This is a genomic window from Rhodococcus spongiicola, assembly GCF_004011835.1.
In the GTDB taxonomy this organism is placed as follows: Bacteria; Actinomycetota; Actinomycetes; order Mycobacteriales; family Mycobacteriaceae; genus Prescottella; species Prescottella spongiicola.
In genome coordinates this window covers 107,058-130,645 of record NZ_RKLN01000004.1, presented here as the reverse complement: position 1 = coordinate 130,645, position 23,588 = coordinate 107,058, and the positions used below count along the sequence as shown (strand labels likewise).

The following is a 23,588-nucleotide window of genomic DNA, read 5'->3' as shown; positions in this document are numbered from 1 at the left end:
CCACCATCTTTCGAAGCGCAGGTGTGGAGCCGTGTCGGCATTGGACGGAGAAGGAGAGCTACCAACCCGTGGCTGCCCAGAAGTCAAACAAGAGCACTTCCAACAAGAACTACGGCGCTTCCTCCATCACTGTCCTAGAGGGGCTGGAAGCCGTCCGTAAACGGCCGGGCATGTACATCGGTTCCACCGGTGAGCGCGGCCTACACCACCTGATCTGGGAGGTCGTCGACAACTCGGTCGACGAGGCGATGGCCGGTCATGCGAGCAAGGTCGAGGTGACCATGCTCGAGGACGGCGGCATCCAGGTCGTCGACGACGGTCGCGGCATCCCGGTCGGGATGCACGCCTCCGGCGCCCCGACAGTCGAGGTCGTGCTCACCCAGCTGCACGCCGGTGGCAAGTTCGACTCCGACGCGTATGCGGTATCCGGTGGTCTGCACGGTGTCGGCATCTCTGTCGTGAACGCGCTGTCCACCAAGGTCGAGGTCGAGATCAAGCGTGACGGCTACAACTGGTCGCAGATGTACGACTACGCCAAGCCCGGCGACCTCGAGAAAGGCGCACCGACGTCGGAGAGCGGCACCACCGTCCGGTTCTGGGCAGACCCGGCCATCTTCGAGACCACGACCTACAACTTCGAGACGGTCGCCCGACGCCTGCAGGAAATGGCATTCCTGAACAAGGGCCTGACCATCACCCTCACCGACGAGCGTGTCGCCGAGGAGGAGATCACCGACGAAGTCGTCAGCACGATGGCCGAGGCACCGAAGACTGCGACCGAGGCCGAGGCCGAGGCAGCCGCACCGACACCCAAGGTCAAGTCCCGCATCTATCACTACCCGGGCGGGCTCGAAGACTACGTGCGCTTCATCAACCGCACCAAGCAGCCGATCCACAACTCTGTCGTCGGGGTCACCGCCAAGGGCACCGGCCACGAGCTCGAGATCGCGATGCAATGGAACGCCGGCTACTCGGAGTCGGTGCACACCTTCGCGAACACCATCAACACCCACGAGGGCGGAACCCACGAGGAGGGCTTCCGCGCCGCGCTCACCTCGGTGGTGAAGCGGTACGCGAAGGAGAAGAAGCTCGTCAAGGACAAGGATCCGGAGCTCACCGGCGACGACATTCGCGAGGGGCTCGCCGCGATCATCTCCGTCAAGGTCGCCGAGCCGCAATTCGAGGGACAGACCAAGACCAAGCTCGGCAACACCGAGGTCAAGTCCTTTGTGCAGAAGGCGTGCAACGAGAACATCTCGCATTGGTTCGAGGCGAATCCCGCGGACGCCAAGACCATCGTGACCAAGGCGGTGTCGTCGGCGCAGGCACGCACCGCGGCCCGCAAGGCGCGTGAGCTGGTCCGTCGCAAGAGTGCCACCGACATCGGCGGACTGCCCGGCAAGCTCGCCGACTGCCGCTCGAACGATCCGAGCAAGTGCGAGATCTACATCGTCGAGGGTGACTCGGCCGGTGGTTCCGCGAAGTCCGGACGCGACTCGATGTACCAGGCGATCCTGCCGCTGCGCGGCAAGATCATCAACGTCGAGAAGGCGCGCATCGACCGTGTTCTCAAGAACACCGAGGTCCAGTCGATCATCACCGCGTTCGGCACCGGCATCCACGACGAGTTCGACATCAACAAGCTGCGGTATCACAAGATCGTGCTGATGGCCGACGCCGACGTCGACGGCCAACACATCGCGACGCTGCTGCTGACGCTCCTGTTCCGCTTCATGCGCCCGCTCGTCGAGCAGGGGTACGTGTATCTGGCGCAGCCGCCGCTGTACAAGCTCAAGTGGCAGAAGGGTGCCGCGCCGGAGTTCGCGTATTCCGATCGTGAGCGCGACGGTCTCCTCGAGGCGGGTCTGGCCGCCGGCAAAAAGATCAACAAGGAAGACGGGATCCAGCGCTACAAGGGTTTGGGCGAGATGAACGCCAAGGAGCTGTGGGAGACCACGATGGATCCGACCGCCCGTGTGCTGCGTCAGGTCACCCTCGACGACGCCGCGGCCGCCGACGAGCTGTTCAGCGTCCTCATGGGCGAGGACGTCGAGGCCCGTCGTAGCTTCATCACCCGCAACGCCAAGGACGTCCGCTTCCTCGACGTGTAGGGCGGGCGGGCCCGTACACCTCCGCGGACCGCTCTTACGGGCCCTCCCCGCTCGCGAAGTCTTTGATCAGAAAGTGAGCTCATGACCGACACGACGTTGCCCCCCGACGAGCCGTCGCACGACCGCATCGAACCGGTCGACATCCAGCACGAGATGCAGTCCAGCTATATCGATTACGCGATGAGCGTGATCGTGGGTCGCGCGCTGCCCGACGTGCGTGACGGCCTCAAACCTGTCCACCGCCGCGTGTTGTACGCCATGTATGACAACGGCTACCGCCCGGACCGCGGATACGTGAAGTCCGCTCGTCCGGTCGCGGACACCATGGGTAACTACCATCCGCACGGCGACTCCTCGATCTACGACACTCTCGTGCGCATGGCGCAGCCGTGGTCGCTGCGCTACCCGCTGGTCGACGGGCAGGGCAACTTCGGTTCCCGAGGCAACGACGGCGCGGCCGCGATGCGGTACACCGAGTGCCGACTCACGCCGCTCGCGATGGAGATGACCCGCGAAATCGATCACGAAACAGTCGATTTCGTCGCCAACTACGACGGCAAGACGCAGGAGCCGACGGTCCTGCCGTCCCGCGTGCCGAACCTGCTGATCAACGGGTCCGGCGGTATCGCCGTCGGTATGGCCACCAACATCCCGCCGCACAACCTCAACGAGATCGCCGAGGCCATCTACTGGGCTCTCGACAACCACGAGGCCGACGAGGAAGCCACCCTCGAGGCTGTCATCGAGCGGGTCAAGGGGCCCGACTTCCCGACCTCCGGCCTCATCGTCGGCGGACAGGGCATCCAGGACGCCTACCGCACCGGCCGTGGTTCGATCCGCATGCGCGGCGTCGTGGAGGTGGAGGAATCCGATCGCGGCGCCACCCAGATCGTCATCACCGAGTTGCCATACCAGGTCAACCCCGACAACCTGATCACGTCGATCGCGGAGCAGGTGCGCGACGGCAAGATCGCCGGCATCTCCAAGATCGAGGACCAGTCGTCTGACCGCGTGGGCATGCGCATCGTCGTCGTCGTCAAGCGTGACGCCGTCGCGAAGGTGGTGGTCAACAACCTCTACAAGCACTCGCAGCTGCAGACGAGCTTCGGTGCGAACATGCTGTCCATCGTCGACGGCGTGCCGCGCACCCTGCGGCTCGACCAGATGATCCGCCTGTACGTGTCGCACCAGCTCGAGGTCATCGTCCGGCGTACCCGATTCCTGCTGCGCAAGGCGGAAGACCGGGCCCACATCCTGCGTGGTCTGGTCAAGGCGCTCGACGCCCTCGACCAGGTCATCTCCCTGATCCGAGCGTCGCAGACCGTCGAGGACGCCCGGACCGGCCTGATCGAGCTACTCGACGTCGACGAAGTCCAGGCCGACCAGATCCTTGCGATGCAGCTGCGCAAACTGGCCGCCCTCGAACGTCAGAAGATCATCGACGAACTGGCCGAGATCGAACGCGAGATCGCCGACCTGAAGGACATCCTCGACAAGCCCGAGCGGCAGCGCGCGATCGTCCGCGACGAGCTCACGGCGATCGTCGACAAGTACGGCGACGACAGGCGCACCCGGATCATCGCCGCCGACGGCGACGTCACCGACGAGGACCTCATCGCCCGCGAGGACGTGGTCGTCACGATCACCGAGACCGGGTACGCCAAGCGCACCAAGACCGATCTGTACCGCTCACAGAAGCGCGGCGGTAAGGGCGTGCAGGGTGCCGGCCTCAAGCAGGACGATCTGGTCAAGCACTTCTTCGTCAGCTCTACGCACGACTGGATCCTGTTCTTCACCACCAAGGGCCGCGTGTACCGCCTCAAGGCGTACGAGCTGCCCGAGGCCAACCGCACCGCGCGCGGCCAGCACGTCGCGAACCTGTTGGCGTTCCAATCGGACGAACGGATCGCGCAGATCATCCAGCTCAAGTCCTACGAGGATGCGCCGTACCTGGTGCTCGCGACCCGCAACGGTCTGGTCAAGAAGTCGAAGCTGACCGACTTCGACTCGAACCGCAGTGGCGGAATCGTCGCGGTCAATTTGCGCGGCGAAGACGAGCTGGTGGGCGCCGTGCTCTCTTCGGCCGACGACGATCTGCTGCTCGTCTCGGCCAAGGGCCAGTCGATCCGCTTCTCCGCGACTGACGACGCGCTGCGCCCGATGGGCCGCGCAACGTCCGGTGTGCAGGGCATGCGGTTCAATCAGGACGATGAACTGCTGTCACTCAACGTCGTACGCGACGGTACGTACCTACTGGTGGCGACGTCGGGCGGATACGCCAAACGCACCCCCATCGAGGACTACGTCGCACAGGGTCGCGGTGGAAAGGGTGTTCTGACCATCCAGTACGACGCGAGACGTGGCACCCTGGTTGGTGCGGTCATCGTCGACGATGACGACGAGCTGTACGCGATCACCTCGGGTGGCGGCGTCATTCGCACCGCAGCAAAGCAGGTGCGTAAGGCTGGCCGGCAGACGAAGGGCGTGCGGTTGATGAATCTCGGGGAGGGTGACACCCTGCTCGCGATCGCACGAAATGCAGACGAACCAGAAGAAGGTGCTACAGCTTCCGATGGAGCGAAGGAGTCGTAGTTGAGCACGCCCCAAAGGTCCGGTGAGCAAGACAGGGGTGACATGCCGGACCAGCAGTTGGAGGAGTCCGTCGAGCCCCGGGGATCGCAGGATCCCGTCGAGCCTCGGGCATCGCAGGATCCCGTTGAGCAGGATCGCGGTGGCAAGCCGGACCCGCAGTCGCAGGATCCCGTCGAGCCTCGGGCATCGCAGGATCCCGTTGAGCAGGATCCAGGCGACATGCCGGACCCGCAGTCGCAGGATCCGGTCGAGCCTCGGGCATCGCGGGATTCCGGCAAGGATAGCGGCGGGAAGCCCGTCGCCGGCCCGGCCGATCTCGGGGAGGGGCCGGAACCGCAGCAGCCGCCAGCCGAGACGTCGGAGCAGCCAGGACAACAGCCGGTGGCGAAGCAGACCGACGGAGATCGGCCCGACCGCCCGGCCCCAGCCGGTCCTTCCCGGCCTGGTGCGAACGGTGCGGCGAAGCCGCCCGCCGAGACCCGGCCGATCGTGACCGGCACGGCGGCGCCGAAGCCTCCGTCGATGCCGGCGAAGCCGCCGCCCGCCCAGGTCGGCGGCCCTGACACGCCCATCGTCGCCGGCGCGGCCGCGCCCAAGCAGCCCGCACCGGCACCCGGCGGTGGCGCCGAGGCGGGGGACAGGGGTGCGGCAAAAGCGGACGCCAAGGCGGCCGCCCGGGCGAAGGCGGCCGTCATCGATGGGCCAACCCGCAACATCGCACGCACCGACCTGGCGAAGGACATGCCGGACTTGTCGTCGGTCAGTCATCCGGCGCCCAGTCGATCCACTACACCCGCCGGACCTACCGGATCCACGGCGCAGGTCGATGTTCACAAGCCGACCGCGGCCCCTCGCACTGTCTCTGCGCCCGCAGAGGGGAAGAAGCTGCGAGCCACCGTTCAGCTGCGCCGCATCGACCCGTGGTCGACACTCAAGGTGTCGCTTGTGATCTCGGTCGCGATGTTCTTCGTGTGGATGGTCGCGGTCGGTCTTCTCTACGTCGTGCTTGACGGCATGGGTGTCTGGGACCGACTCAACAGTGCCTTCAACTCGATCGTCACCGACGCGAGCAGTGGCGGACTCGTGACGTCCGGGCAGGTGTTCGGTTATTCGGCCTTGATCGGGCTCATGAATATGGTGCTTTTGACGGCACTCGCGACAATTGGTTCGTTCATCTACAACCTGTGCTCCGACCTGGTCGGCGGTGTGCAGGTCACGTTGGCGGACCCGGACTGATCAGCCGAAACAGTGCCCCGCCGGACTCGTTTTGGTGTCCAGCGCTCCGGTGGGGTACTGTTCTCGCTGGTTCGAGGGCCTATAGCTCAGGCGGTTAGAGCGCTTCGCTGATAACGAAGAGGTCGGAGGTTCAAGTCCTCCTAGGCCCACCCACGTGCCGACGAAGGGGTACCACCATGAAGGTCGTCCTGATAGCAGGAGCCGGACTGCTGGTTGCACTCGGACTAGCCAAGTTGCTCGACAAGCGACGCGGTCCAGATGTCTGGCACGAGGTCACAAGTCGCTGATCCGGTCACCGGAACGGCGCAGACGGGGCCTTAGCTCAGTTGGTAGAGCGCTGCCTTTGCAAGGCAGATGTCAGGAGTTCGAATCTCCTAGGCTCCACAAGTTAATCCGCCGAACTGAGCCACTTACTCGATAGCGAGTAGGTGGCTCTTTCTCGTACGTGTGCCTCGCGCCCAGGGGGTCGGCTCTGAGCGGCAGTGCCCCACCGTCTCGTGAGACGGTGGGGCACTGTTCCAGAATTTCGGAGTCCGCGCGAGCGCGCAGGCGATCTCTCAGATCAGGGCAGGATTGTGGCCACCAGGCTGATCAAGCCGAGAGCCGTGCCGATTCCCGAAATTGCACTGCCGACGTTGCCGAGCAACTCACTGGCGTCATCGATCATTTTGAGTTCTTCAGGGGTTGAACCCATGTCTACTCCTCTTCGAGATGTGGTGGACGCGCTCTGCGCTATGGCAAGCTACCGCAGACCACCTCGATTTGCACCAATTCGTTATACGAGAGGACTGGTGTTCGAGATTTCTCGAGGAGACAACCAGACCCGGTTCAGCCGGTGATCATGTCCTCCTGGGACCACACCGCACGCATGCTGACGATCTTGCCGTCGTCGTCGAACTCCATGACGTCGATGGGCGCGATCTCGAGTGTCTGGTCACCCATCTTGGTGATCAGACGGAAATGGAATGCTGCGGTGTTGGCCGCGATGCGCAGAGTGACCAGTTCGGCCTCCTGCTCGAGCGGCTCGATGACCTGATAGAACTCGCGGATCGACTCACGGGTGGTGCGGACCGGGGTACCTACCGGATCCTCGACCGTGGCACCGTCGGCGTAGAGCGCCAGAATGTCGTCCGCGGTGCCGGTTGCCACGGACTTGATGTAGGCCTCGACGGTATTCCGGATGCTCTCGGGTGACGCAGGCATTGTGCCCCTCCATAGGTAGAACGTGTTTCAGCCGAGGGTAGACCAGTGAGACCCCTCGGAACACACCCTCTCGGCACCCGCCACGCATACCGCTCGTCGGACCGGGAACCGCCTCCGCTGAATCCCGCCGCAATCATCGCCACCACTACCGTGACGCAAGGCAGCACGCAGTGAGGCGGATCCACCGCCATCGCGGACCCGTCGAATGGACCGCGGGCAGCGTAGGAAACGACGGTCGGACACCGACGTTGACGCCGCAGCAGAATCCGCTGTCACTCGAACAGGGTCGTGTCGACGGCCCAGTCGCCCAGCAGAAGCCGACGAGAGAAGCACGGAGGATCGGACATCTGTACTCGGGGGCGCCCGGAGACGTGGAAGTGGCATACGCGCTCGAACGATCCGGCTGCAACGGGCTCGGAATCGGCGCGATGGGACCATAGTCCGGTGTTGCGCCGGGCCTATCGACCCAACCGACGTACGCTGTCTTCGATCGGGCTGACGTTCGGGGAGGTTGAGGTCGATCGCGGCATGTGGCAGGGGGTGCCGACTTTGGCGTGTCCGTTGGTGACAGGGCGGGCCGAACAGGGAAACCAGACGATGCGTGTCTGAGTACACGACGGTCTGGTCTGAAGAACGACCATTTGGGCCGTAGAAGCAGGGGGATGGAATGACTCGAACGGGAAGCGCCACCTTGGCGCCCGAGACTGGAAGGCGGAACAAGCAGGACAAGCGCACCGAGATCCTCGCGGTGTCCTCGGATCTGTTTGCCGCCAAGGGATACACAGGCACGTCGATGCGGGACATCGCGGCAGACACCGGAATGCTGGCCGGCAGCCTCTACTACCACTTCGCTTCGAAGGAGGTACTGGCCGCGACGATGGTCCGCGCGCTCCGTGACGACGTCGTCGCCGCCACGCAGAGCCCTGCGGTTCCGTCGGACTCGCCGCTGGATGCGATCCGTCGGTTGGCGCGGAAGATCGCCGAGGTGTCCGCGCGGCACCCTGGTGCGCTTCAGGTTTGTCACGGTGTGCCGGAGATGCGAAACGCGGAATTGGAGACGCTACTGAGCTCCGAGCCGCGATGGTCGGACAAGAAGTGGCAAACGTTGGTCAGCGACGCCGAAAACGCTAGTCTGGTTCGCCCCGAGGTAGATACGCGGATACTCCGTGAGATGTTGCGGGTTGCGCTGACCTACAGCGTAACGGTCGCACCGCCCGGAACCTCGGCCCGCAGGGTCGCGGATTGCATGGTGGACATGATGTTCCACGGTCTCGCGACCAAGCCGGCGGACGATGATCTCTCCGATTCCAAAGCAGCCCGGGTTGCGCGTGAAGTGATCATGTCGTGGGATCGCGACGACTCCGGGACAGTGTCCGACAGGCGAGATCGCATCCTCGACGCTGCCCGCCACGTATTCGCCGAACGTGGCTGCGACGCCACGACCACCCGAGACATCGCGAACGCAGTCGGGTTGACCCAGGGCAGTCTCTATCACCATTTCGACTCGCGTGATGCGATTCTCGTCGCGATCCTCTCGGGGTTCTCGTCCCGGATGAGGGAGGCGCACGAGGCGATCGCGGCGGTAGGCGGAACGCCGCTCGAGACCATCGACGCGCTCATCCGGGTGCGTAGCGCGGCAGGCAAACGGTTCGAACCCGAGGTTACGATTCTCAAGTCGTGGGCGATGCTCGTCGCCACCGGGAAATTCGACTTCCTCGAGCTCGACCGGCGAAAGATGCACCGGGCGTGGGAACGAGCATGTGCGGCGGGCGTGCGCGACGGAAGCATCACGATGCCCGGGTCGACCCGACTCGTGATTCAGTGCCTCGGCGAGATCCTGTGGTCCACCCACGCACTGCGGATCTCCACCGAACGTCTGACGAGGTACAACCTCGAGACGGTCCTCTGGGGTGCGTCACCGAAGTAGCGGAAGCACACCGGGCGGGATGTGGTACGGGGAGTCCCCGATGCTGCCGGAGTGGTGGGTCGGGGACCTCCGGGCGACAGTCAATCGAATCATCAATCGCAGCAACGACACTCACCGTGCCGTGGGTGCGGTGGCAGACACACCGCGGTGGGTGTCCGGAATCCGCTCACGCCCACTCGGCGCGGTGGCGGTGCGAGGGTTACCGCGGTCGAGGATCCTTCAGTGACGGCGGACGCGGCGCCACCGGCGGCATCTCGGGGCGTCGGGTGAGCGCGATCGCGGCGGCCGCAGCCGCGGCCACGGCGGTGCCGATGCCGATCAGAACTCGGCGACCCGCCGACGACGTCGGGGCAACAGCACTCCTGGTGGTACGTGTCATGACATCACTTTTGCACACGTCGTGGGCGGGGCGCCCGAAGGCAGTGGCACGATGGAGGGGTGACTTCACAGACTGCTACCGCAACGCTGCACACCAACCGTGGCGATATCAAGATCGCACTGTTCGGTAACCATGCGCCGAAGACCGTCGAGAACTTCGTCGGTCTCGCGAACGGCTCAAAGGAGTACACCACGCAGAACGCAAAGGGAGGCGCCAGTGGCCCGTTCTACGACGGTGCTATCTTCCACCGTGTCATCGACGGCTTCATGATCCAGGGCGGCGACCCGACCGGTACCGGCCGTGGGGGTCCGGGCTACAAGTTCGCCGACGAGTTCCACCCAGAGCTGCAGTTCGATCGCCCCTATCTGCTGGCGATGGCGAACGCCGGCCCGGGCACCAACGGCTCGCAGTTCTTCATCACCGTCGGCCCGACGCCGCATCTCAACCGGCGTCACACCATCTTCGGTGAGGTGCAGGACGAAGACTCGAAGAAGGTTGTCGACGCCATCGCCACTACCGCAACGGACGGGGCAGACCGCCCGGTCGACGACGTCGTGATCAACAGCATCACCATCGCGTAAGGACTCACGGATGACGAACCCCGGCTGGGGTGGTGCGGCTAGCGAGGGCACCCCGCCGCCTCAGTCGAGGTGCGCACGCCACCCCGATCGCCCCACCGTCCTTTCCTGTAGCCGATGCGGGCGTCCCGCCTGCCCGGACTGCCTGCGCTCGGCGCCCGTAGGGCACCAGTGCGTCGACTGCGTGTCTGCCGGACGGCGGGACACACCGCGGGCGCGCACCGTCGCGGGTGCGGCTATGCGTTCCGGATCCCCGGTGCCGGTTGCCACGTACGCGCTGATCGCGCTGAACGTGCTGTTCTTCATGGCCACCGCCATCCAGGCGGGGTCCCTGATGAACAACGGTGCGGGCGTCGTCAACCGGTTCACCGGCGCGGCCACCTTCGACTCGTCGCTGTTCGGCGAGTTGGTTCTCGACCCGCTCGCGGTCGCGCAGGGGGAGTGGTATCGCGTTGTCGGGAGCGGATTCCTGCACTTCGGTCTCATCCACCTGGCCATCAACATGTTTGTGCTGTGGATCCTCGGCCGCGACACCGAGATGGTCCTCGGCCGCAGCCGCTATCTCGCGGTCTATTTCGTCTCGTTGCTCGGCGGCTCGGCGTCGGCGCTGGCCTTCGAGTCGCTCGGGGCTTTCACAGCCGGAGCTTCTGGTGCGATCTTCGGCATCATGGGCGCGCAGGCCGTCCTGCTCGTCCGGATGCGCCGCAGCGCCGGGCCGGTTCTGACGATCATCGGCCTCAACATCGTCATCAGTCTCACTGTGCCCGGTATCTCGCTGTGGGGGCACCTCGGCGGGCTTGTCGCCGGCGCCGCTGCGACCGCGGTACTCGTGTACGCGCCGACAGGGCAGCGAACCCCGGCCGAAGTCGCGCGCGCCCGGCAACTCGGCTGGGCGGGAATCGCCGCCATCGGCGTTCTCGTCGTAGGCGTCATCGCGTTGCGGGTTGTCGGCCTGCGCGATCAGCTGAACATCGCCTGACCGGCACGGGGGCTGTGCCCCCTCCTGGAACGCCGGGCTCTGACCCCCTGGGGCGCCGGGGCTCTCACCCCTTCTCGGGGACGAGTCCGCGCACGGACAGGGCGTCGAACACCACGGTCGGGTCGGTGCCGAGGTCCCATCGTCCGAAGATGAGGAGCCGCTCGGTGCCGTCGGGGTCGATGGCGTCGATCTCGAGCATCGGCACCCGCCGACCCAGCCGCGGATAGCGAACGATCCGAATTCGAGTGATGTCGCCGCGGACGTAGACCCGCCGCCCCCGCAGGCGCGTGGCGGCGATCGCCGGTTCGGCTCCGGCACGCACGATCGCAAGTTTCGGGCGCTGACGCATAGCGAGTCCTGCGAGTACGAACATGGCCAGCGACGCCAGAACGGCCAGGAACCGTCCCGGTGTGTCGAGTCCGACCAGCAGCGCGGCGACGAGCATTGCGACCCCGCCGACCGTCAGTGCCGCTACCGCGCCGAGGGGAGTGGACCACTCCAGTGATGGTTCGTGATCGACTTCATCCTCAGGCATGTGCACAGCCTTCCTTGGTTATCCACAGGTGTTATCAACGCTGGGGATGAATGACATGTGTGTAATTGCAGAAGTGTGCGTTACCGGGAGAGATCACGAAACGGCAGGTCAGCGCCATCGCATGGTCATGATCAAGCCCACGATCATGAATCCGAAGCCGATGGCGAAGTTGTAGGCCCCGAGGCTGTTTATCCACGCGAGCTGTTCGCCGGCCAAGTAGTACACGATGATCCACAGCAGGCCGAGGAGCATCAAACCGAGCATCACCGAGATGTACAGCGTGCTGGACGGACCGGCCTTGACCTTCACCGGGGTGCGGTTCGCCGGGTTGATCGTGTAGTCGGTCTTCTTCCTGACCTTCGACTTAGGCATGACGTCCTTGTTCTTGTGTGGATGTTCTTGCGTGGATGTTCTTGTGCGGATGGGGAACGTGGTCGGGTACCCGAAACTGTCCGGGCGGACAGGGTACATTCGCACTATCTGTCGTGAATTACACGCTATCTCAAACAAGCGCAGCCAGGACCGGTCGCGTACCGATAGTCCGTCGTGGGGGTGGTCAACGTGCCGGACGTCGAATCGCAGTCGCAGGGCGCGAACCCGAAGTTCGGCTTCTGGCCGGTAGCCGTCCTCGTGGTTTGCCTGGTCGCGGGACTCTTGCTGGCGACGACGCGGCAGGTATCCCATGGCAATGAGTTGCGAACCGATTCGACCCGCCTGTCCGATCTCGTCCGCGGAGCGCAGGGCGATGTCGACGATGCCGCAGCCATCTACGACAGCCTCTCCGCCCGGGTACAGGAACTCCAGGAGAATGCAGCCAGCACGGACAGCCGGGTCGCCGAGGTACTGGCCGACAGCCGCGAACTCGCCGATACCTTGGGCCTGACCTCGCTCAGCGGGCCCGGTGTCGTCGTCACCCTGACGGATGCGCCGCGGGACGCCGACGGCAACTACCCCGCCGGTGCGTCACCCGACGACCTCGTCGTGCATCAGCGGGATGTGCAGAGCGTCCTCAACGCGCTGTGGACCGGCGGGGCCGAGGCGATCGCCATGCAGGACCAGCGGCTCGTGAACACATCCGCGCCGCGATGCATCGGCAACACCCTGCTGCTGCACGGACGCACCTACAGTCCGCCGTACGTCGTGACTGCGATCGGTGACCCGGCCCGTCTCGGGGCGACCCTCGCCAACGAGCCCGGGATCAAGACGTTCAAGCAGTACGCCGTCCGGTACGGCCTCGGCTACACCCAGCAGGAATCGGACCGCCTGACCGTTCCCGCCTACACCGGCCAATTGCACACGGAGCACGCGGACGCGGGCGCCTAATCCCTGCGCACCGCGCAGGATCCCGCAGGCACTACCCTCGTCACATGCGCATCCTGGTCGTCGACAACTACGACAGCTTCGTGTTCAACCTGGTCCAGTACCTGGGTCAACTCGGAACGCACGCTGAAGTGTGGCGCAACGACGACCCTCGACTGACAGGGGCCGACGCGATCGCGGCCGCCGCGGACGAATTCGACGGCGTCCTGCTCAGCCCCGGACCGGGCACCCCACAGCGCGCCGGCGCAACGATGCCGCTGGTCGGCGCGTGCGCCACCGCCAAGACTCCGCTGCTCGGTGTGTGCCTGGGGCACCAAGCGATCGGCGCCGCGTTCGGTGCCACCGTCGACCGGGCACCCGAACTGCTGCACGGCAAGACGAGCATCGTCCACCACAACGACGGTGGGGTCCTCGCCGGACTGCCCGATCCGTTCACGGCCACCCGCTACCACTCGCTGACCGTTCTCGAGAACACCATCCCTGCCGAGCTGGAGGTCATCGCCCACACCGACAGCGGCATCGTGATGGCGATGCGGCACCGTGAGCTACCCATCCACGGCGTGCAGTTCCACCCGGAGTCGGTACTCACCCAGGGCGGTCACCGAATGCTCGCGAACTGGCTCGGCGTGTGCGGGCAGGCACCGGCCGAGACGCTCGTGGCGACACTCGAGGACGAGGTCGCCCGGTCGCTCGGAGATGCGCTCGTGCGCTGACGTTAGCTGATCAGACCGCTGAGCGGGTCCCCGGGCGCCGGGGACCCGCTCAGCGGTTTCCGTTGTTGCGGCCTGGGGCGCCTAGCGTGGAATCCCCAGCTCGCCCACCATCACCTGCAAAGGAGCGTCCTTCGCCACCTCGGTGCCCGCCGTCTGCTGCTGAGCGGTGATCTTGCCCACCTCGGAGGGGTCGAGCGTCGCGTCATCCCTCTCGGTCAGCTGGCTCGACGACCCCGTCCAACCGGCCTGGCGAAGGGCCTGCAGCGCCTGCGACCTAGACATCCCGCTCAGGTTGGGCATCTCGAACAGCTCGCTGTTCGACACCCGGATCTGGATCGTGTCGCCCTTCGCGGCATCTTCACCGCCTTCCGGAGAAGTCGAGACGACCTGGCCTTCGGGCTTGCTCGAGTCGATCTCCTCGACCTCCACCTTGAAACCCGCGCCTTCGATATTGGGCTGCGCAACCTCGAGGGACTGACCCACGACGTTGGGAACCCGCACTTGCTCGGGGCCCTCGCCGAGGGTGATCGCCACTGTCGAGTCCAGGCTGACCCTCGCGCCCGCAGCCGGAGCCTGCTCGGTCACCTTGTCCACCTCGTCCTCCTCGGACGGGCCTCGGGCGACTTCGGGTTCGAGGCGCAGACCGGCGGCACCGAGGGCCTTTTCGGCTTCGTCCTGCGTCAAGCCGTCCAGCCTGGGCACCTGCACCTGCTCGGGGCCCGACGAAACCAGCAGGGTGATCCGGGCGTCCTTGTCCACCGAGGTGCCGGCCGACGGGTTGGTCCCGATGACGTTGCCAACGGCGACCACCGGGTCGGGTCTCGACTGGATGGTCGAGCCCAGGGTTGCGTCGCGCAGCTCTGCCACGGCCTCCTGCTGGTTGAGACCCGCGACGTTCGGGACCGTCACCTTCGGCGGCGTGGACAAGTACGCCTGGGCGAAGGCGCCGACGATGCCGATTACGACGAGCGTCGCGATCGCGAGGAGCACGTTGCGGGCCGTGTGACTCTTCTTCGGCGGCTTCTTCGGCGGCACGATCGTGTCGGGAGTGGCGGTCACGGTCGCCGTGCGGGTCGGTTCGGGTCGGTAGCCCGAGCTGGTGCTCGCGGGACCGTCGTCGACCGCGCCGAACATCGTCGTGCGGTCCTCGTCGGTGAAGACCATCGGTGCGACCGGATCCTGGCCATTCAATACCCGCACCAGATCGCTGCGCATCTCGGCGGCGCTCTGGTAGCGGTTGGCCGGGTTCTTGCTCATCGCCTTCAGGATCACCGCATCCAGCGCGTGTGGAACCGCCGGATTCACGTGCGACGGCACCCGGGGATCCTCCCGGACGTGTTGGTATGCCACCGCGACGGGAGAATCGCCCTGGAACGGCGGCTCACCTGTAAGCACCTCGTACAGCACGCAGCCCAGGGAGTAGACGTCCGAGCGTGCATCCACCTGCTCGCCGCGGGCCTGTTCCGGCGACAGGTATTGCGCCGTGCCGATAACCGCGGCAGTCTGCGTCATCGAGCTCGAGCCGTCCGCGATCGCCCGCGCGATGCCGAAATCCATCACCTTCACCGCGCCGGCGCGGTTGATCATGATGTTGGCGGGCTTCATGTCCCGGTGCACGATGCCGTGGCGATGACTGAAGTCGAGTGCCGCGCACACGTCAGCGATGATCTCGATCGCCCGTCGCGGTGCCATTGGCCCCTCGGTGCGGACGATGTCACGCAGTGTCTCGCCGTCGACGTATTCCATCACGATGTACGGCAGCGGACCCGCGTCCGTATCGGCCTCGCCGGTGTCGTAGACCGCGACGATTGCCGGATGGTTCAGCGCGGCCGCGTTCTGTGCCTCGCGCCGGAATCGTAGGTAGAACGTGGGGTCGCGGGCCAGGTCGGCGCGAAGCACCTTGACCGCGACGTCACGGCTCAGCCGCAGGTCTCGTCCGAGATGTACCTCGGACATGCCGCCGAAGCCCAGAATCTCGCCCAGCTCGTACCGGGAGGAGAGGTTGCGCGGCGTCGTCATGGCTGTCCTTGCGGGGCTGTGGTGGTCGTGGTCGTGGTGGGTTCGGTCGTGGTCGTGGTGGGTTCGGTCTCGGTCGTGGTCGTGGTGGGTTCGGTCTCGGTCGTGGTCGTCGTCGTGGTGGGCTGGGGCGTGGTCTCGGTCGTGGTCCATGTCGGCGGCGGTGTGGTCGTCGTCGTGGTCGGTTGGGCGGTGGTCGTCTGGATGGTTGGGATCGTCGCCCGCTCCGTCGCCTCGGGGGTGGTCGTCGTTACAGGCACCTCCGTGGTTGATGTCACAACGGGCGGAGTGGACCTTTCGCCCGATTCATCACCGAGGAGCGCGATGGCGCCGCCCGCGGCCATCGCCGCAAGCACAAGAAGGCTACCGCCAGCCCAGGCCATCGCCCTCTGGCCGGGTGTCCAGCGTGAACCGCCGCCGTCCGGCGGTTGCGGGACCTGATCCGCTTCACCGGTGGGGCTGTGCTCCTGCGTCGGCATCATGGCGGTCGTCGCGGCCGGGGACGGCGGGACCGGCATGCTCGCTCGCGTCGCACCGGCTGTCGCCGGGCCGGGCGACGGCGGACGGTGACCGGCCCGGACAGTCGCGACGGCGTCGGCGAACTCGCCGCCGCTGGCATAGCGGGTGGCGGGGTCCTTCGTCAACGTGATGTCGATGAGTTCGCGGACCGGCGCGGGCAGGTCATCGGGCAACGGCTCCGGCGCATCCTGTACGTGCTTCATCGCCACGGTGAGGGTGCCGCCGCTACCGAACGGGCGGTTGCCCGACAGCACCTCGTAGCCGACGACACCGAGCGCGTACACGTCGCTCGCCGCGGTGGCCTCTTGGCCGAGTGCCTGCTCGGGGGCGATGTACTGCGCAGTGCCCATCACCACGCCCGTCCGGGTGACGGGGGATGCGTCGACCGCCTTCGCGATACCGAAATCGGTGATCTTCACCTGCCCGGTAGGGGTGATGAGGATGTTGCCGGGCTTGACGTCGCGGTGCACCACACCCGCCGAATGTGCAACCTGCAGGGCGCGTCCGGTCTGCTCGAGCATGTCCAGGGCATGCTGAACAGACAGTCGACCCACCCGCGCGAGCACCGCGTTGAGCGGTTCGCCGGACACCAACTCCATCACCAGGTAAGCGGTGGGTGCGCCGGACGAGTCACGGGTCTCGCCGTAGTCGTAGACGCCCGCGATACCGGGGTGGTTGAGCTGGGCGGTGGTGCGGGCCTCGGTGCGGAATCGCTCCAGGAATTCCGGATCCGACGAGAGCTCGGCCTTGAGGACCTTCACGGCGACGCGGCGGTCGAGACGGCTGTCGGTCGCCTCCCACACCTGGCCCATGCCGCCAGTGGCGATCAGCCGTTGCAGGCGGTAGCGGCCGCTGATTACCGATCCGTTGGACAACGACATGCCTTACCCCCTCTGCAATCCGGCCGCGATTACGGCTCGTCCGATGGGGGCTGCGACCGATCCGCCGGTGGCGGCGAGTGCGCGGTCGCCACCGTCTTCGACGATGACTGCGATCGCGACGGTCGGGTTCTCAGCCGGCGCGAACGCGATGTACCAGGCGTGCGGCGGCGTGTTCTGTGGATCTGTCCCGTGCTCCGCCGTACCGGTCTTGGACGCGATCTGCACACCCGGGATCGTGCCGGCGCCGGCGGTGTTGTTCTCGGAGCCGATCATCAGCTGGGTCAACGTCGCAGCGACGTCGGACGACACCGCGCGCCCGAGTGGCGTGGGCGTCGTAGTGGCGAGATTGGACAGGTCCGGACCTTGCAGTTGCGACACCAGATGTGGCTCCATGTGTATGCCGCCGTTGGCGACGGTCGCGGCGATTTCCGCGTTCTGCAGCGGGGTCAGTGCGACGTCCCGCTGGCCGATGCTCGACTGGCCCAGCGCGGCAGCGTCGGGAATGGAACCTATCGTGCTGTCGGCGACCGGGATCGGGATAGCGGGCGTGCCGGGACCGATGCCGAACGCCCGCGCTTGCTCCGCCAGCGCGTCGGTTCCGGTTCTGATGCCGAGTTCGACGAATGCGGTGTTGCACGAGCGCGCGAACGCTTCGCGCAGCGACGCCGTCTCACCAGTGCCGCAGGCGGAGCCATTGTAGTTCTCGAGCGTGGTCGTCGTGCCGGGCAGCGTGATGGTCGGTGACGCGGTGAGCTGCTCGTCCGGGTTGGCGCCGTTCTCCAGTGCCGCGGCAGTGACGACAACCTTGAAAGTCGAACCCGGCGGGTACGTCGCGGACACCGCCCTGTTGAGCATCGGCTTGTCCGGATCGGCGTTGAGTTCATCCCACGCTGCCGATGTCGCCGCGCCATCGTGTCCCGACAGCAGGTTGGGGTCGTAGCTGGGGGTGCTGACCATCGCGAGAACGTTCCCGCTGCTCGGCTCGAGCGCGACGACCGAACCGGTATAACCCTTCGAGGTCAACTGGTCGTACGCAACCTGCTGCATCAGTGGGTTGATCGTGGTGATGACGTTGCCGCCGCGCGGGTCGCGGCCAGACACCAAATCGAAGAAGCGCCTGCTGAACAGGCGGTTGTCCGAGCCGTTGAGGACTGGATCCTCCGTCCTCTCGATCCCCGCGCTGCCGTACAGCATCGAGTAGAAGCCCGTGACCGGCGCGTTCGCGAGTGGGCTCGATGGCGACTGGGGGGTCGGCGGGTACTCCCGCAGGTACTTGTAGCGATCGTCCGTGGGCACCGACGCGGCGAGCACCTGTCCACCGGCGGAGATCTGGCCGCGCTGGCGCGAGTACTCGTCGAGGAGGACACGTGAGTTGCGTGGATCGTGGCGCAGGTCGTCGGCTTTGATGACCTGCACGTACGTGGCGTTGGCGAGCAGCGCGGCGACCATCACCATGACGGCCAGAGCGACGCGGCGAAGGGATGTGTTCATTGGCGGCCCAGCATTTCCGTCTGAGCCTCCGCGATGCGGGTGGGCCCCTTCTTCTTAGGAGTGGCGGGGGTGCGGGCGGCGTCGGAGATCTTCATGAGCAACGCGAGGAGTAGATAGTTCGCGAGCAGGGATGACCCACCGTACGACATGAACGGGGTGGTGAGCCCGGTGAGGGGGATCAGCTTGGTGACGCCACCGACGACCACGAACACCTGAATCGCGATCGTGAACGACAGACCGGCGGCGAGCAGCTTGCCGAAGCTGTCGCGCACCGCCACAGCGGTCCGCAGCCCGCGCACCACGAGGATGAGGAACAGCATCAGCACCGCTGCCAGGCCGATCAGGCCCAACTCCTCGCCGATGGTGGCCACGATGAAGTCGGTCTTGGCGAACGGGACCTGCGAGGGGCGTCCGCTGCCGAGGCCGGTGCCGGCGACGCCGCCGGTCGCCAGCCCGAACAGCGACTGTGAGATCTGGTAGCCGGTGTCCTGGTAGTCGCTGAGCGGGTCGATCCAGGTGTCGACTCGCACCCGGACGTGACCGAACATCTGATACGCGAAGAAGAACCCGATGATCAGCAGTACGCCACCGATCAGCAGCCAACCCACACGCTCGGTCGCGATGTACATCATCACCAGCACGGTGCCGAAGATGAGCAGCGACGTGCCCAGATCCTTCTCGAACACCATGATTCCGACCGAGACGATCCACGCCACGAGGATCGGGCCGAGGTCACGGGCGCGGGGGAGGTCCATGCCGAAGAAGTGCCGACCGGCCGTGGTGAACAGGTCACGCTTGGCGACGAGCACCGCCGCGAAGAAGATGATCAGCAGGATCTTCGCGAACTCGGCCGGTTGGATACTGAAACCCGGAAGCCTGATCCAGATCTTGGCGCCGTTGACCTCGGAGAAGCGAGACGGCAACAGCGCGGGGATCGCGAGCAGTACCAGACCCGCCAAGCCCACCGTGTAGCTGTAGCGGGCAAGCAGGCGGTAGTCGCGGAGCACTGCCAGGACGGTGACGAATCCGAGGAGCGCGAGCGCCGTCCACAGCACCTGCTGGTTGGCGTCCGGAGCCGGAATCGGGAGACCCTGGAGAACTGCGGCGTCGGCGTCGGCGAGGTCGAGCCGGTGGATCAGGACCAGGCCCAGCCCGTTGAGCAACGCCACGATCGGCAGCAGCAGCGGGTCGGCGTACGGCGCGAAGCGACGCACGGCGAGGTGCGCTACCAGCAACATCACCGCGAACGCCAGTCCGTACTTCGCGAGATCCCAGGTGATGGCCTGTTCCTGGCTGGCCTCGACCAGTATCAGCGAAATCGTCGTGACTGCGATCGCGAAGAAAAGCAGGACCAGTTCCGTGTTTCGCCGGTTCGGCTGGGCAGGTGCGGCGGCGAAACCACCAACCGGGGTGGGGAACGGTGCTTCGGACATCAGCTACCGACCCTGCAGTTCTGGCCCGGGATCTGTTCGACCTGGGTCGGTATCGGCATGGCCGGCGCGAGCGGCTCCCCGGCCGTCGGGTTGGGCAAGGGCTCGGTTTCCGGTGTCGTCGGAGTGCACACCGGCAACAGGTCGTTCGCTGCGAGGCGACGCATCTGCGCGGTGGCGTCTTCCGCCGTACCCGACGGAAGACCGGCACGTACCTGCTCACGCGCCGACGGGGCCAGATCCTCCACCATCAACACCTGGCACCAGTTCGGGAGTTGACCGGCTTCGACGACGATCAGTGATCCGTCGTCGCTGACGCAACCGACGAGCGCGCTTTCCTGCAGGGAGTAGCCGAGGACCGACCCGGGTACCCCGCGCAGCACCGTGACCTGGTCGTCGTAGGCGCCGACGTAGTAGTTCCTCAGGATCATCTCCCGGCCCACGAACAGACCTGCGGCCACCACCGCGATCAACCCGAGCGCAACGAGCGTTGCCCAGCGCAGCCGGTGCGACTTCTGGGGCACCTCCTCGGCGACGGGTTCCACCTCTCGAGGTCCGGGTGGTGGTCGCATCGCGGCGGCCCGGCCGGCTGCGGTGTTCGGCGGCGGCGCGTCGTCGTCGTCGCGGGAGGCGGCACCGCCGACGATCGGATGGCTTTGGCCGTAGTCGAGGTCGATGACGTCGGCGACGATGACCGTGACGTTGTCGGGTCCGCCGCCGCGCAGCGCCAACTCGATGAGCCGGTCGGCGCAATCGTCGTGGGTGCCTTCCCGCAACGTGTTCGCGATCGTCTCGTCGCTGACCACGTCGGACAGCCCGTCCGAGCAGAGCAGATAGCGGTCGCCGGCGCGGGCCTCACGCATCGTCAGCGTCGGCTCGACCTCGGTGCCGGTGAGCGCCCGCATGATCAGTGACCGCTGCGGGTGCGTGTGTGCCTGCTCGGCGGTGATCCGCCCCTCGTCGACCAAGGACTGGACGAACGTGTCGTCGCGAGTGATCTGGGCGAGCTGGTCGTCACGCAGCAGGTAGGCCCGCGAGTCGCCGACGTGGACCAGACCCAGTTTGCTGCCCGCGAACAGGATCGCCGTCAGCGTCGTGCCCATGCCATCGAGTTCGGGGTCTTCCTCGACGTGATCGGCGATGGTCGCGTTGCCCTCGCGGGTGGCGGCGTCCAGCTTGCCGAGCAGGTCTTCGCCGGGCTCGTCGTCGTCGAGGTGCGCCAGCGCGGCAATCATCAGCTGCGAGGCGACTTCGCCCGCCGCGTGGCCGCCCATGCCGTCGGCAAGCGCAAGCAAGCGTGCACCCGCGTACACCGAGTCTTCGTTGTTGGCGCGGACAAGACCGCGGTCGCTGCGGGCCGCGTAGCGCAGAACCAGGGTCACGGTCGGAGCTCGATCACAGTCTTGCCGACGCGCACCGGTGTGCCCAGCGGAACGCGGACAGCTGTGGTGACCTTGTCGCGGTCCAGGTACGTGCCGTTGGTCGAGCCGAGGTCCTCGACGTACCAGTCGGCGCCGCGCTGGGACAGACGTGCATGCCGAGTCGACGCGTAGTCGTCGGTGAGCACCAGCGTCGAGTCGTCGGCGCGACCGATCAGGACCGGTTGAGTGCCCAGTGTGATGCGGGTACCGGCCAGCGCGCCCTGCGTCACTACCAGGTGTTTCGCAACTTTCTGCTTGCCGAGCGACGACAGCATCGGCGAGCGGCGCTGGTAGCGGGATACCACTCGGCCGCCCGTGCCTGCGTAAATATCACTGCGCAGAGTGCGAATCACTGCCCACACGAAGAGCCAGAGCAACAGCAGGAAGCCGGCTCGCGTCAGTTGGAGAATCAGTCCCTGCACTGCTCGACACCTCCTTCGGGGGCCAGGGCCACGCGCTTGCGTGGCCGGGGCTTACTCAGCTCGCTTGCATCATATGTGTGAATTCACTGGCAGTGATCATGACCTACCGTCGCGCCCGGTGTTCCGAGCGGCGGTCTCGTGTCTCGGTTCGAGTCGTCTGTGGTGTCGTCAGAGGATGCGCACCAGGATTTCGGAGTGGCCGACGCGGATCACATCACCGTCGGCGAGCTGCCAGTCCTGCACAGGTGCACCGTTGACCGTAGTGCCGTTGGTGGAACCGAGATCGGCGAGCATCGCCATCTGACCGTCCCAGCGAATGTCGAGGTGGCGGCGTGAGACGCCGGTGTCCGGCAGTCGGAATTGCGCCTCCTGACCGCGTCCGATGACGTTGCTGCCCTCGCGCAACTGGTAGTAGCGGCCGCTGCCGTCCTCGAGTTGCAACGTCGCGGTGAACGTACGACCCGCCTCGGGGGCGTAGCCGGCCTGGTAGCCCTGGTCGTACCCCTGTCGGCCGTACGAAGGGTTGTATCCGCCCTGGTCGTACCCCTGCTGGTAGTCGCCCTGCCGGTAGTCGGCGTAGCCCTGTTGGTCGTATCGACCCTGGTAGCCCTGGTCATAACCTTGCTGGTCGTAGCCTTGCTGGTCGTAGCCCTGTTGGTCATAACCCTGCTGGTTGTAGTCCCGATGGTATCCGGGGTACTGGCCGGGATACGGCTGCTGGGCGTCGTACTGCTGATAGTCCTGCTGCTGGTAATCGGACTGGTAGCCGCCCTGCTGCGGGTAGCCGGCGTCCTGCGGGTAGCCGCCCTGCTGTGGCGCACCGTACGACTGGTCGTAGCGAGGCTGCGCGTAGCCCGGTGGGTAGTCCTGCTGATACCCCTGCGTCGGCTCGTGCCCCGGGTGCGCGTTGCCGTTGCGCGGCTGCTCGTGCTCCTGGGTGCGATCCCGGGGGTCGCGGCCAGGTTCGTATCCGGAGTTCTGAGTCATGGGGCCTGCTCCTGGGGTCGGTGAATCGGGTACTGGGTTTCGTCTCGCGCGGGGATCTGGTCCGGGCGCGCCGACCGTACCGCGGCGCGCGTCCGGATCGACCGATCCCCTGGTTCGGAACTGCCCGGTATGTAGCGTCGTCGACGGCTCGAAACGGATGTCGATGTCACCGTACGTCTGCCACCCCTGTTCACGAATGTATCCCTCGAGGTGCCGGGCGAAGGACTTCGCGGTCAGTTCATGATCCGATGCCAGCTTCTCGTGATCGGACTCGTTGATGGTGATCACGTAGCTGTTGGGTACGAGTTGGTGGCCGCCGTCGAGTCGCTGAACGCGGTCAGCGGCCTCTTGTTGCAGCGCAGCCTCCACTTCCTGAGGTACAACGCCCCCGCCGAAGACTCGCGCGAAGGCATCACCGACAGCACCTTGAAGCTTGCGCTCGAAGCGTTGAACGATCCCCACGGCATGAACCTTGCTGTTGTCTTTCGCGGTCAATCTGCGTGTCGCGGCGTGGCCGCTGCCTTTGCATGATATCTGGACACCACCACCGCAGGGGTTCGGTCGCGCTCCGGGCCCCTCCCTCCATGCCCTGCCTGCACGAATCGTCCTACACGTGACCTGCGTGCTACTGTTTGCGGCGTCGCTCGGGCGAGTGGCGGAATGGCAGACGCGCTGGCTTCAGGTGCCAGTGTCCTTCGGGACGTGGGGGTTCAAGTCCCCCTTCGCCCACCACAAGATGAGGCCGCGAGTTCTCCGGAACCCGCGGCCTCAGTCATTTCGTCGCTGGTCTTCTCGTCGCTCCATGATGGGCCTGACCTCCCATTCTCTTACGTTCCGAGCTGGATTCC

20 protein-coding genes and 3 tRNA genes are annotated in these 23,588 nt (G+C 65.9%); 11 read left to right on the top strand and 12 right to left on the bottom strand.

Going from position 1 to position 23,588, the window contains the following annotated elements; all coding sequences use genetic code 11:
* The first annotated feature begins 68 nt into the window (after positions 1–68).
* From gyrB to EF834_RS11990, 5 genes are all read left to right on the top strand, one after another.
* Entirely contained in the window at positions 69–2,111 is a 2,043-nt protein-coding gene (gene gyrB / locus EF834_RS12010; protein WP_127947465.1) for a DNA topoisomerase (ATP-hydrolyzing) subunit B, read from the top strand.
* An 81-nt stretch (positions 2,112–2,192) separates the two neighbouring features.
* Positions 2,193–4,703: a DNA gyrase subunit A gene (gyrA, locus tag EF834_RS12005; RefSeq protein WP_127947464.1), complete on the top strand. Its 2,511-nt coding sequence runs from the start codon at positions 2,193–2,195 to the stop codon at positions 4,701–4,703.
* Positions 4,704–5,939, top strand: a complete 1,236-nt coding sequence (locus EF834_RS12000; RefSeq protein ID WP_235871145.1) for a DUF3566 domain-containing protein — start codon at positions 4,704–4,706, stop codon at positions 5,937–5,939. It begins immediately after the preceding gene.
* 75 nt (positions 5,940–6,014) lie between these two features.
* A tRNA-Ile gene (locus tag EF834_RS11995) sits at positions 6,015–6,088 on the top strand.
* A gap of 162 nt (positions 6,089–6,250) precedes the next feature.
* Positions 6,251–6,323: transfer RNA gene (locus tag EF834_RS11990), tRNA-Ala, on the top strand.
* Between the two features lie 178 nt (positions 6,324–6,501).
* Here the strand turns inward: EF834_RS11990 and EF834_RS18635 are convergent.
* Both EF834_RS18635 and EF834_RS11985 read right to left on the bottom strand, forming a co-directional pair.
* Positions 6,502–6,633 (bottom strand): hypothetical protein, encoded by a 132-nt coding sequence (locus tag EF834_RS18635; protein WP_268960994.1) that lies wholly within the window; start codon positions 6,631–6,633, stop codon positions 6,502–6,504.
* A gap of 134 nt (positions 6,634–6,767) precedes the next feature.
* A complete protein-coding gene (locus tag EF834_RS11985) occupies positions 6,768–7,142 on the bottom strand; it encodes a nuclear transport factor 2 family protein (RefSeq protein ID WP_127947463.1) in 375 nt (124 codons plus the stop codon).
* Positions 7,143–7,809: 667 nt separating this feature from the next.
* On the opposite strand from EF834_RS11985, the gene EF834_RS11980 reads away from it, so the two are divergent.
* Positions 7,810–9,069, top strand: coding sequence for a TetR/AcrR family transcriptional regulator (locus EF834_RS11980; protein ID WP_127947462.1), 1,260 nt, complete (start codon positions 7,810–7,812; stop codon positions 9,067–9,069).
* Between the two features lie 199 nt (positions 9,070–9,268).
* Here the strand turns inward: EF834_RS11980 and EF834_RS11975 are convergent, their stop codons facing one another.
* On the bottom strand, positions 9,269–9,448 hold the full coding sequence (locus tag EF834_RS11975; RefSeq protein ID WP_127947461.1) for a hypothetical protein: 180 nt from the start codon (positions 9,446–9,448) through the stop codon (positions 9,269–9,271).
* 59 nt (positions 9,449–9,507) lie between these two features.
* Here EF834_RS11975 and EF834_RS11970 point away from each other — a divergent pair, with 59 nt between their 5' ends.
* Together EF834_RS11970 and EF834_RS11965 are read left to right on the top strand one after the other, a co-directional pair.
* Positions 9,508–10,029 carry a peptidylprolyl isomerase gene (locus tag EF834_RS11970; protein ID WP_127947460.1) on the top strand — a complete coding sequence of 174 codons (522 nt, stop codon included), beginning with the start codon at positions 9,508–9,510 and terminating at the stop codon, positions 10,027–10,029.
* Between the two features lie 10 nt (positions 10,030–10,039).
* Entirely contained in the window at positions 10,040–11,005 is a 966-nt protein-coding gene (locus tag EF834_RS11965) for a rhomboid family intramembrane serine protease (RefSeq protein WP_127947459.1), read from the top strand.
* A 64-nt stretch (positions 11,006–11,069) separates the two neighbouring features.
* Here the strand turns inward: EF834_RS11965 and EF834_RS11960 are convergent, their stop codons facing one another.
* Positions 11,070–11,540, bottom strand: coding sequence for a PH domain-containing protein (locus EF834_RS11960; protein WP_127947458.1), 471 nt, complete (start codon positions 11,538–11,540; stop codon positions 11,070–11,072).
* Positions 11,541–11,648: 108 nt separating this feature from the next.
* The gene (gene crgA / locus EF834_RS11955) at positions 11,649–11,912 is read right to left on the bottom strand and encodes a cell division protein CrgA (protein WP_127947457.1); all 264 of its coding nucleotides are present in this window, start codon (positions 11,910–11,912) and stop codon (positions 11,649–11,651) included.
* Between the two features lie 180 nt (positions 11,913–12,092).
* On the opposite strand from crgA, the gene EF834_RS11950 reads away from it, so the two are divergent.
* Both EF834_RS11950 and EF834_RS11945 read left to right on the top strand, forming a co-directional pair.
* The gene (locus EF834_RS11950; RefSeq protein ID WP_408014509.1) at positions 12,093–12,863 is read left to right on the top strand and encodes a DUF881 domain-containing protein; all 771 of its coding nucleotides are present in this window, start codon (positions 12,093–12,095) and stop codon (positions 12,861–12,863) included.
* Between the two features lie 44 nt (positions 12,864–12,907).
* A complete protein-coding gene (locus tag EF834_RS11945) occupies positions 12,908–13,573 on the top strand; it encodes an aminodeoxychorismate/anthranilate synthase component II (RefSeq protein WP_127947456.1) in 666 nt (221 codons plus the stop codon).
* A gap of 81 nt (positions 13,574–13,654) precedes the next feature.
* On the opposite strand, the gene pknB is transcribed toward EF834_RS11945, so the two are convergent.
* From pknB to EF834_RS11910, 7 genes are all read right to left on the bottom strand, one after another.
* A complete protein-coding gene (pknB, locus tag EF834_RS11940) occupies positions 13,655–15,592 on the bottom strand; it encodes a Stk1 family PASTA domain-containing Ser/Thr kinase (RefSeq protein ID WP_127947455.1) in 1,938 nt (645 codons plus the stop codon).
* The gene (locus EF834_RS11935; RefSeq protein WP_127947454.1) at positions 15,589–16,989 is read right to left on the bottom strand and encodes a serine/threonine-protein kinase; all 1,401 of its coding nucleotides are present in this window, start codon (positions 16,987–16,989) and stop codon (positions 15,589–15,591) included. Before EF834_RS11935 ends, pknB begins: the two co-directional genes overlap by 4 nt.
* Positions 16,990–16,992: 3 nt before the next feature.
* Positions 16,993–18,480: a peptidoglycan D,D-transpeptidase FtsI family protein gene (locus EF834_RS11930; protein WP_127947453.1), complete on the bottom strand. Its 1,488-nt coding sequence runs from the start codon at positions 18,478–18,480 to the stop codon at positions 16,993–16,995.
* A complete protein-coding gene (locus tag EF834_RS11925; protein ID WP_127947452.1) occupies positions 18,477–19,913 on the bottom strand; it encodes an FtsW/RodA/SpoVE family cell cycle protein in 1,437 nt (478 codons plus the stop codon). Before EF834_RS11925 ends, EF834_RS11930 begins: the two co-directional genes overlap by 4 nt.
* The gene (locus EF834_RS11920; RefSeq protein ID WP_127947451.1) at positions 19,913–21,292 is read right to left on the bottom strand and encodes a PP2C family protein-serine/threonine phosphatase; all 1,380 of its coding nucleotides are present in this window, start codon (positions 21,290–21,292) and stop codon (positions 19,913–19,915) included. The genes EF834_RS11925 and EF834_RS11920 overlap by 1 nt, the downstream gene beginning before the upstream one ends.
* A complete protein-coding gene (locus EF834_RS11915) occupies positions 21,289–21,753 on the bottom strand; it encodes an FHA domain-containing protein FhaB/FipA (RefSeq protein ID WP_127947450.1) in 465 nt (154 codons plus the stop codon). The genes EF834_RS11920 and EF834_RS11915 overlap by 4 nt, the downstream gene beginning before the upstream one ends.
* 168 nt (positions 21,754–21,921) lie before the next feature.
* Positions 21,922–23,202, bottom strand: coding sequence for an FhaA domain-containing protein (locus tag EF834_RS11910; RefSeq protein ID WP_127947449.1), 1,281 nt, complete (start codon positions 23,200–23,202; stop codon positions 21,922–21,924).
* Between the two features lie 184 nt (positions 23,203–23,386).
* Here EF834_RS11910 and EF834_RS11905 point away from each other — a divergent pair.
* A tRNA-Leu gene (locus EF834_RS11905) sits at positions 23,387–23,472 on the top strand.
* Positions 23,473–23,588 lie beyond the last annotated feature (116 nt).

Bases quoted from the DNA above. Each gene is read 5' to 3' on its own strand.
- EF834_RS11980 (WP_127947462.1), top strand. From the start codon at position 7,810: ATGACTCGAACGGGAAGCGCCACCTTGGCGCCCGAGACTGGAAGGCGG.
- EF834_RS18635 (WP_268960994.1), bottom strand. From the start codon at position 6,633: ATGGGTTCAACCCCTGAAGAACTCAAAATGATCGATGACGCCAGTGAG.
- pknB (WP_127947455.1), bottom strand. From the start codon at position 15,592: ATGACGACGCCGCGCAACCTCTCCTCCCGGTACGAGCTGGGCGAGATT.
- gyrA (WP_127947464.1), top strand. From the start codon at position 2,193: ATGACCGACACGACGTTGCCCCCCGACGAGCCGTCGCACGACCGCATC.
- EF834_RS11935 (WP_127947454.1), bottom strand. From the start codon at position 16,989: ATGTCGTTGTCCAACGGATCGGTAATCAGCGGCCGCTACCGCCTGCAA.
- EF834_RS11985 (WP_127947463.1), bottom strand. From the start codon at position 7,142: ATGCCTGCGTCACCCGAGAGCATCCGGAATACCGTCGAGGCCTACATC.
- EF834_RS11965 (WP_127947459.1), top strand. From the start codon at position 10,040: ATGACGAACCCCGGCTGGGGTGGTGCGGCTAGCGAGGGCACCCCGCCG.
- crgA (WP_127947457.1), bottom strand. From the start codon at position 11,912: ATGCCTAAGTCGAAGGTCAGGAAGAAGACCGACTACACGATCAACCCG.
- EF834_RS11975 (WP_127947461.1), bottom strand. From the start codon at position 9,448: ATGACACGTACCACCAGGAGTGCTGTTGCCCCGACGTCGTCGGCGGGT.
- EF834_RS11945 (WP_127947456.1), top strand. From the start codon at position 12,908: ATGCGCATCCTGGTCGTCGACAACTACGACAGCTTCGTGTTCAACCTG.
- EF834_RS11930 (WP_127947453.1), bottom strand. From the start codon at position 18,480: ATGAACACATCCCTTCGCCGCGTCGCTCTGGCCGTCATGGTGATGGTC.
- EF834_RS11960 (WP_127947458.1), bottom strand. From the start codon at position 11,540: ATGCCTGAGGATGAAGTCGATCACGAACCATCACTGGAGTGGTCCACT.
- EF834_RS11925 (WP_127947452.1), bottom strand. From the start codon at position 19,913: ATGTCCGAAGCACCGTTCCCCACCCCGGTTGGTGGTTTCGCCGCCGCA.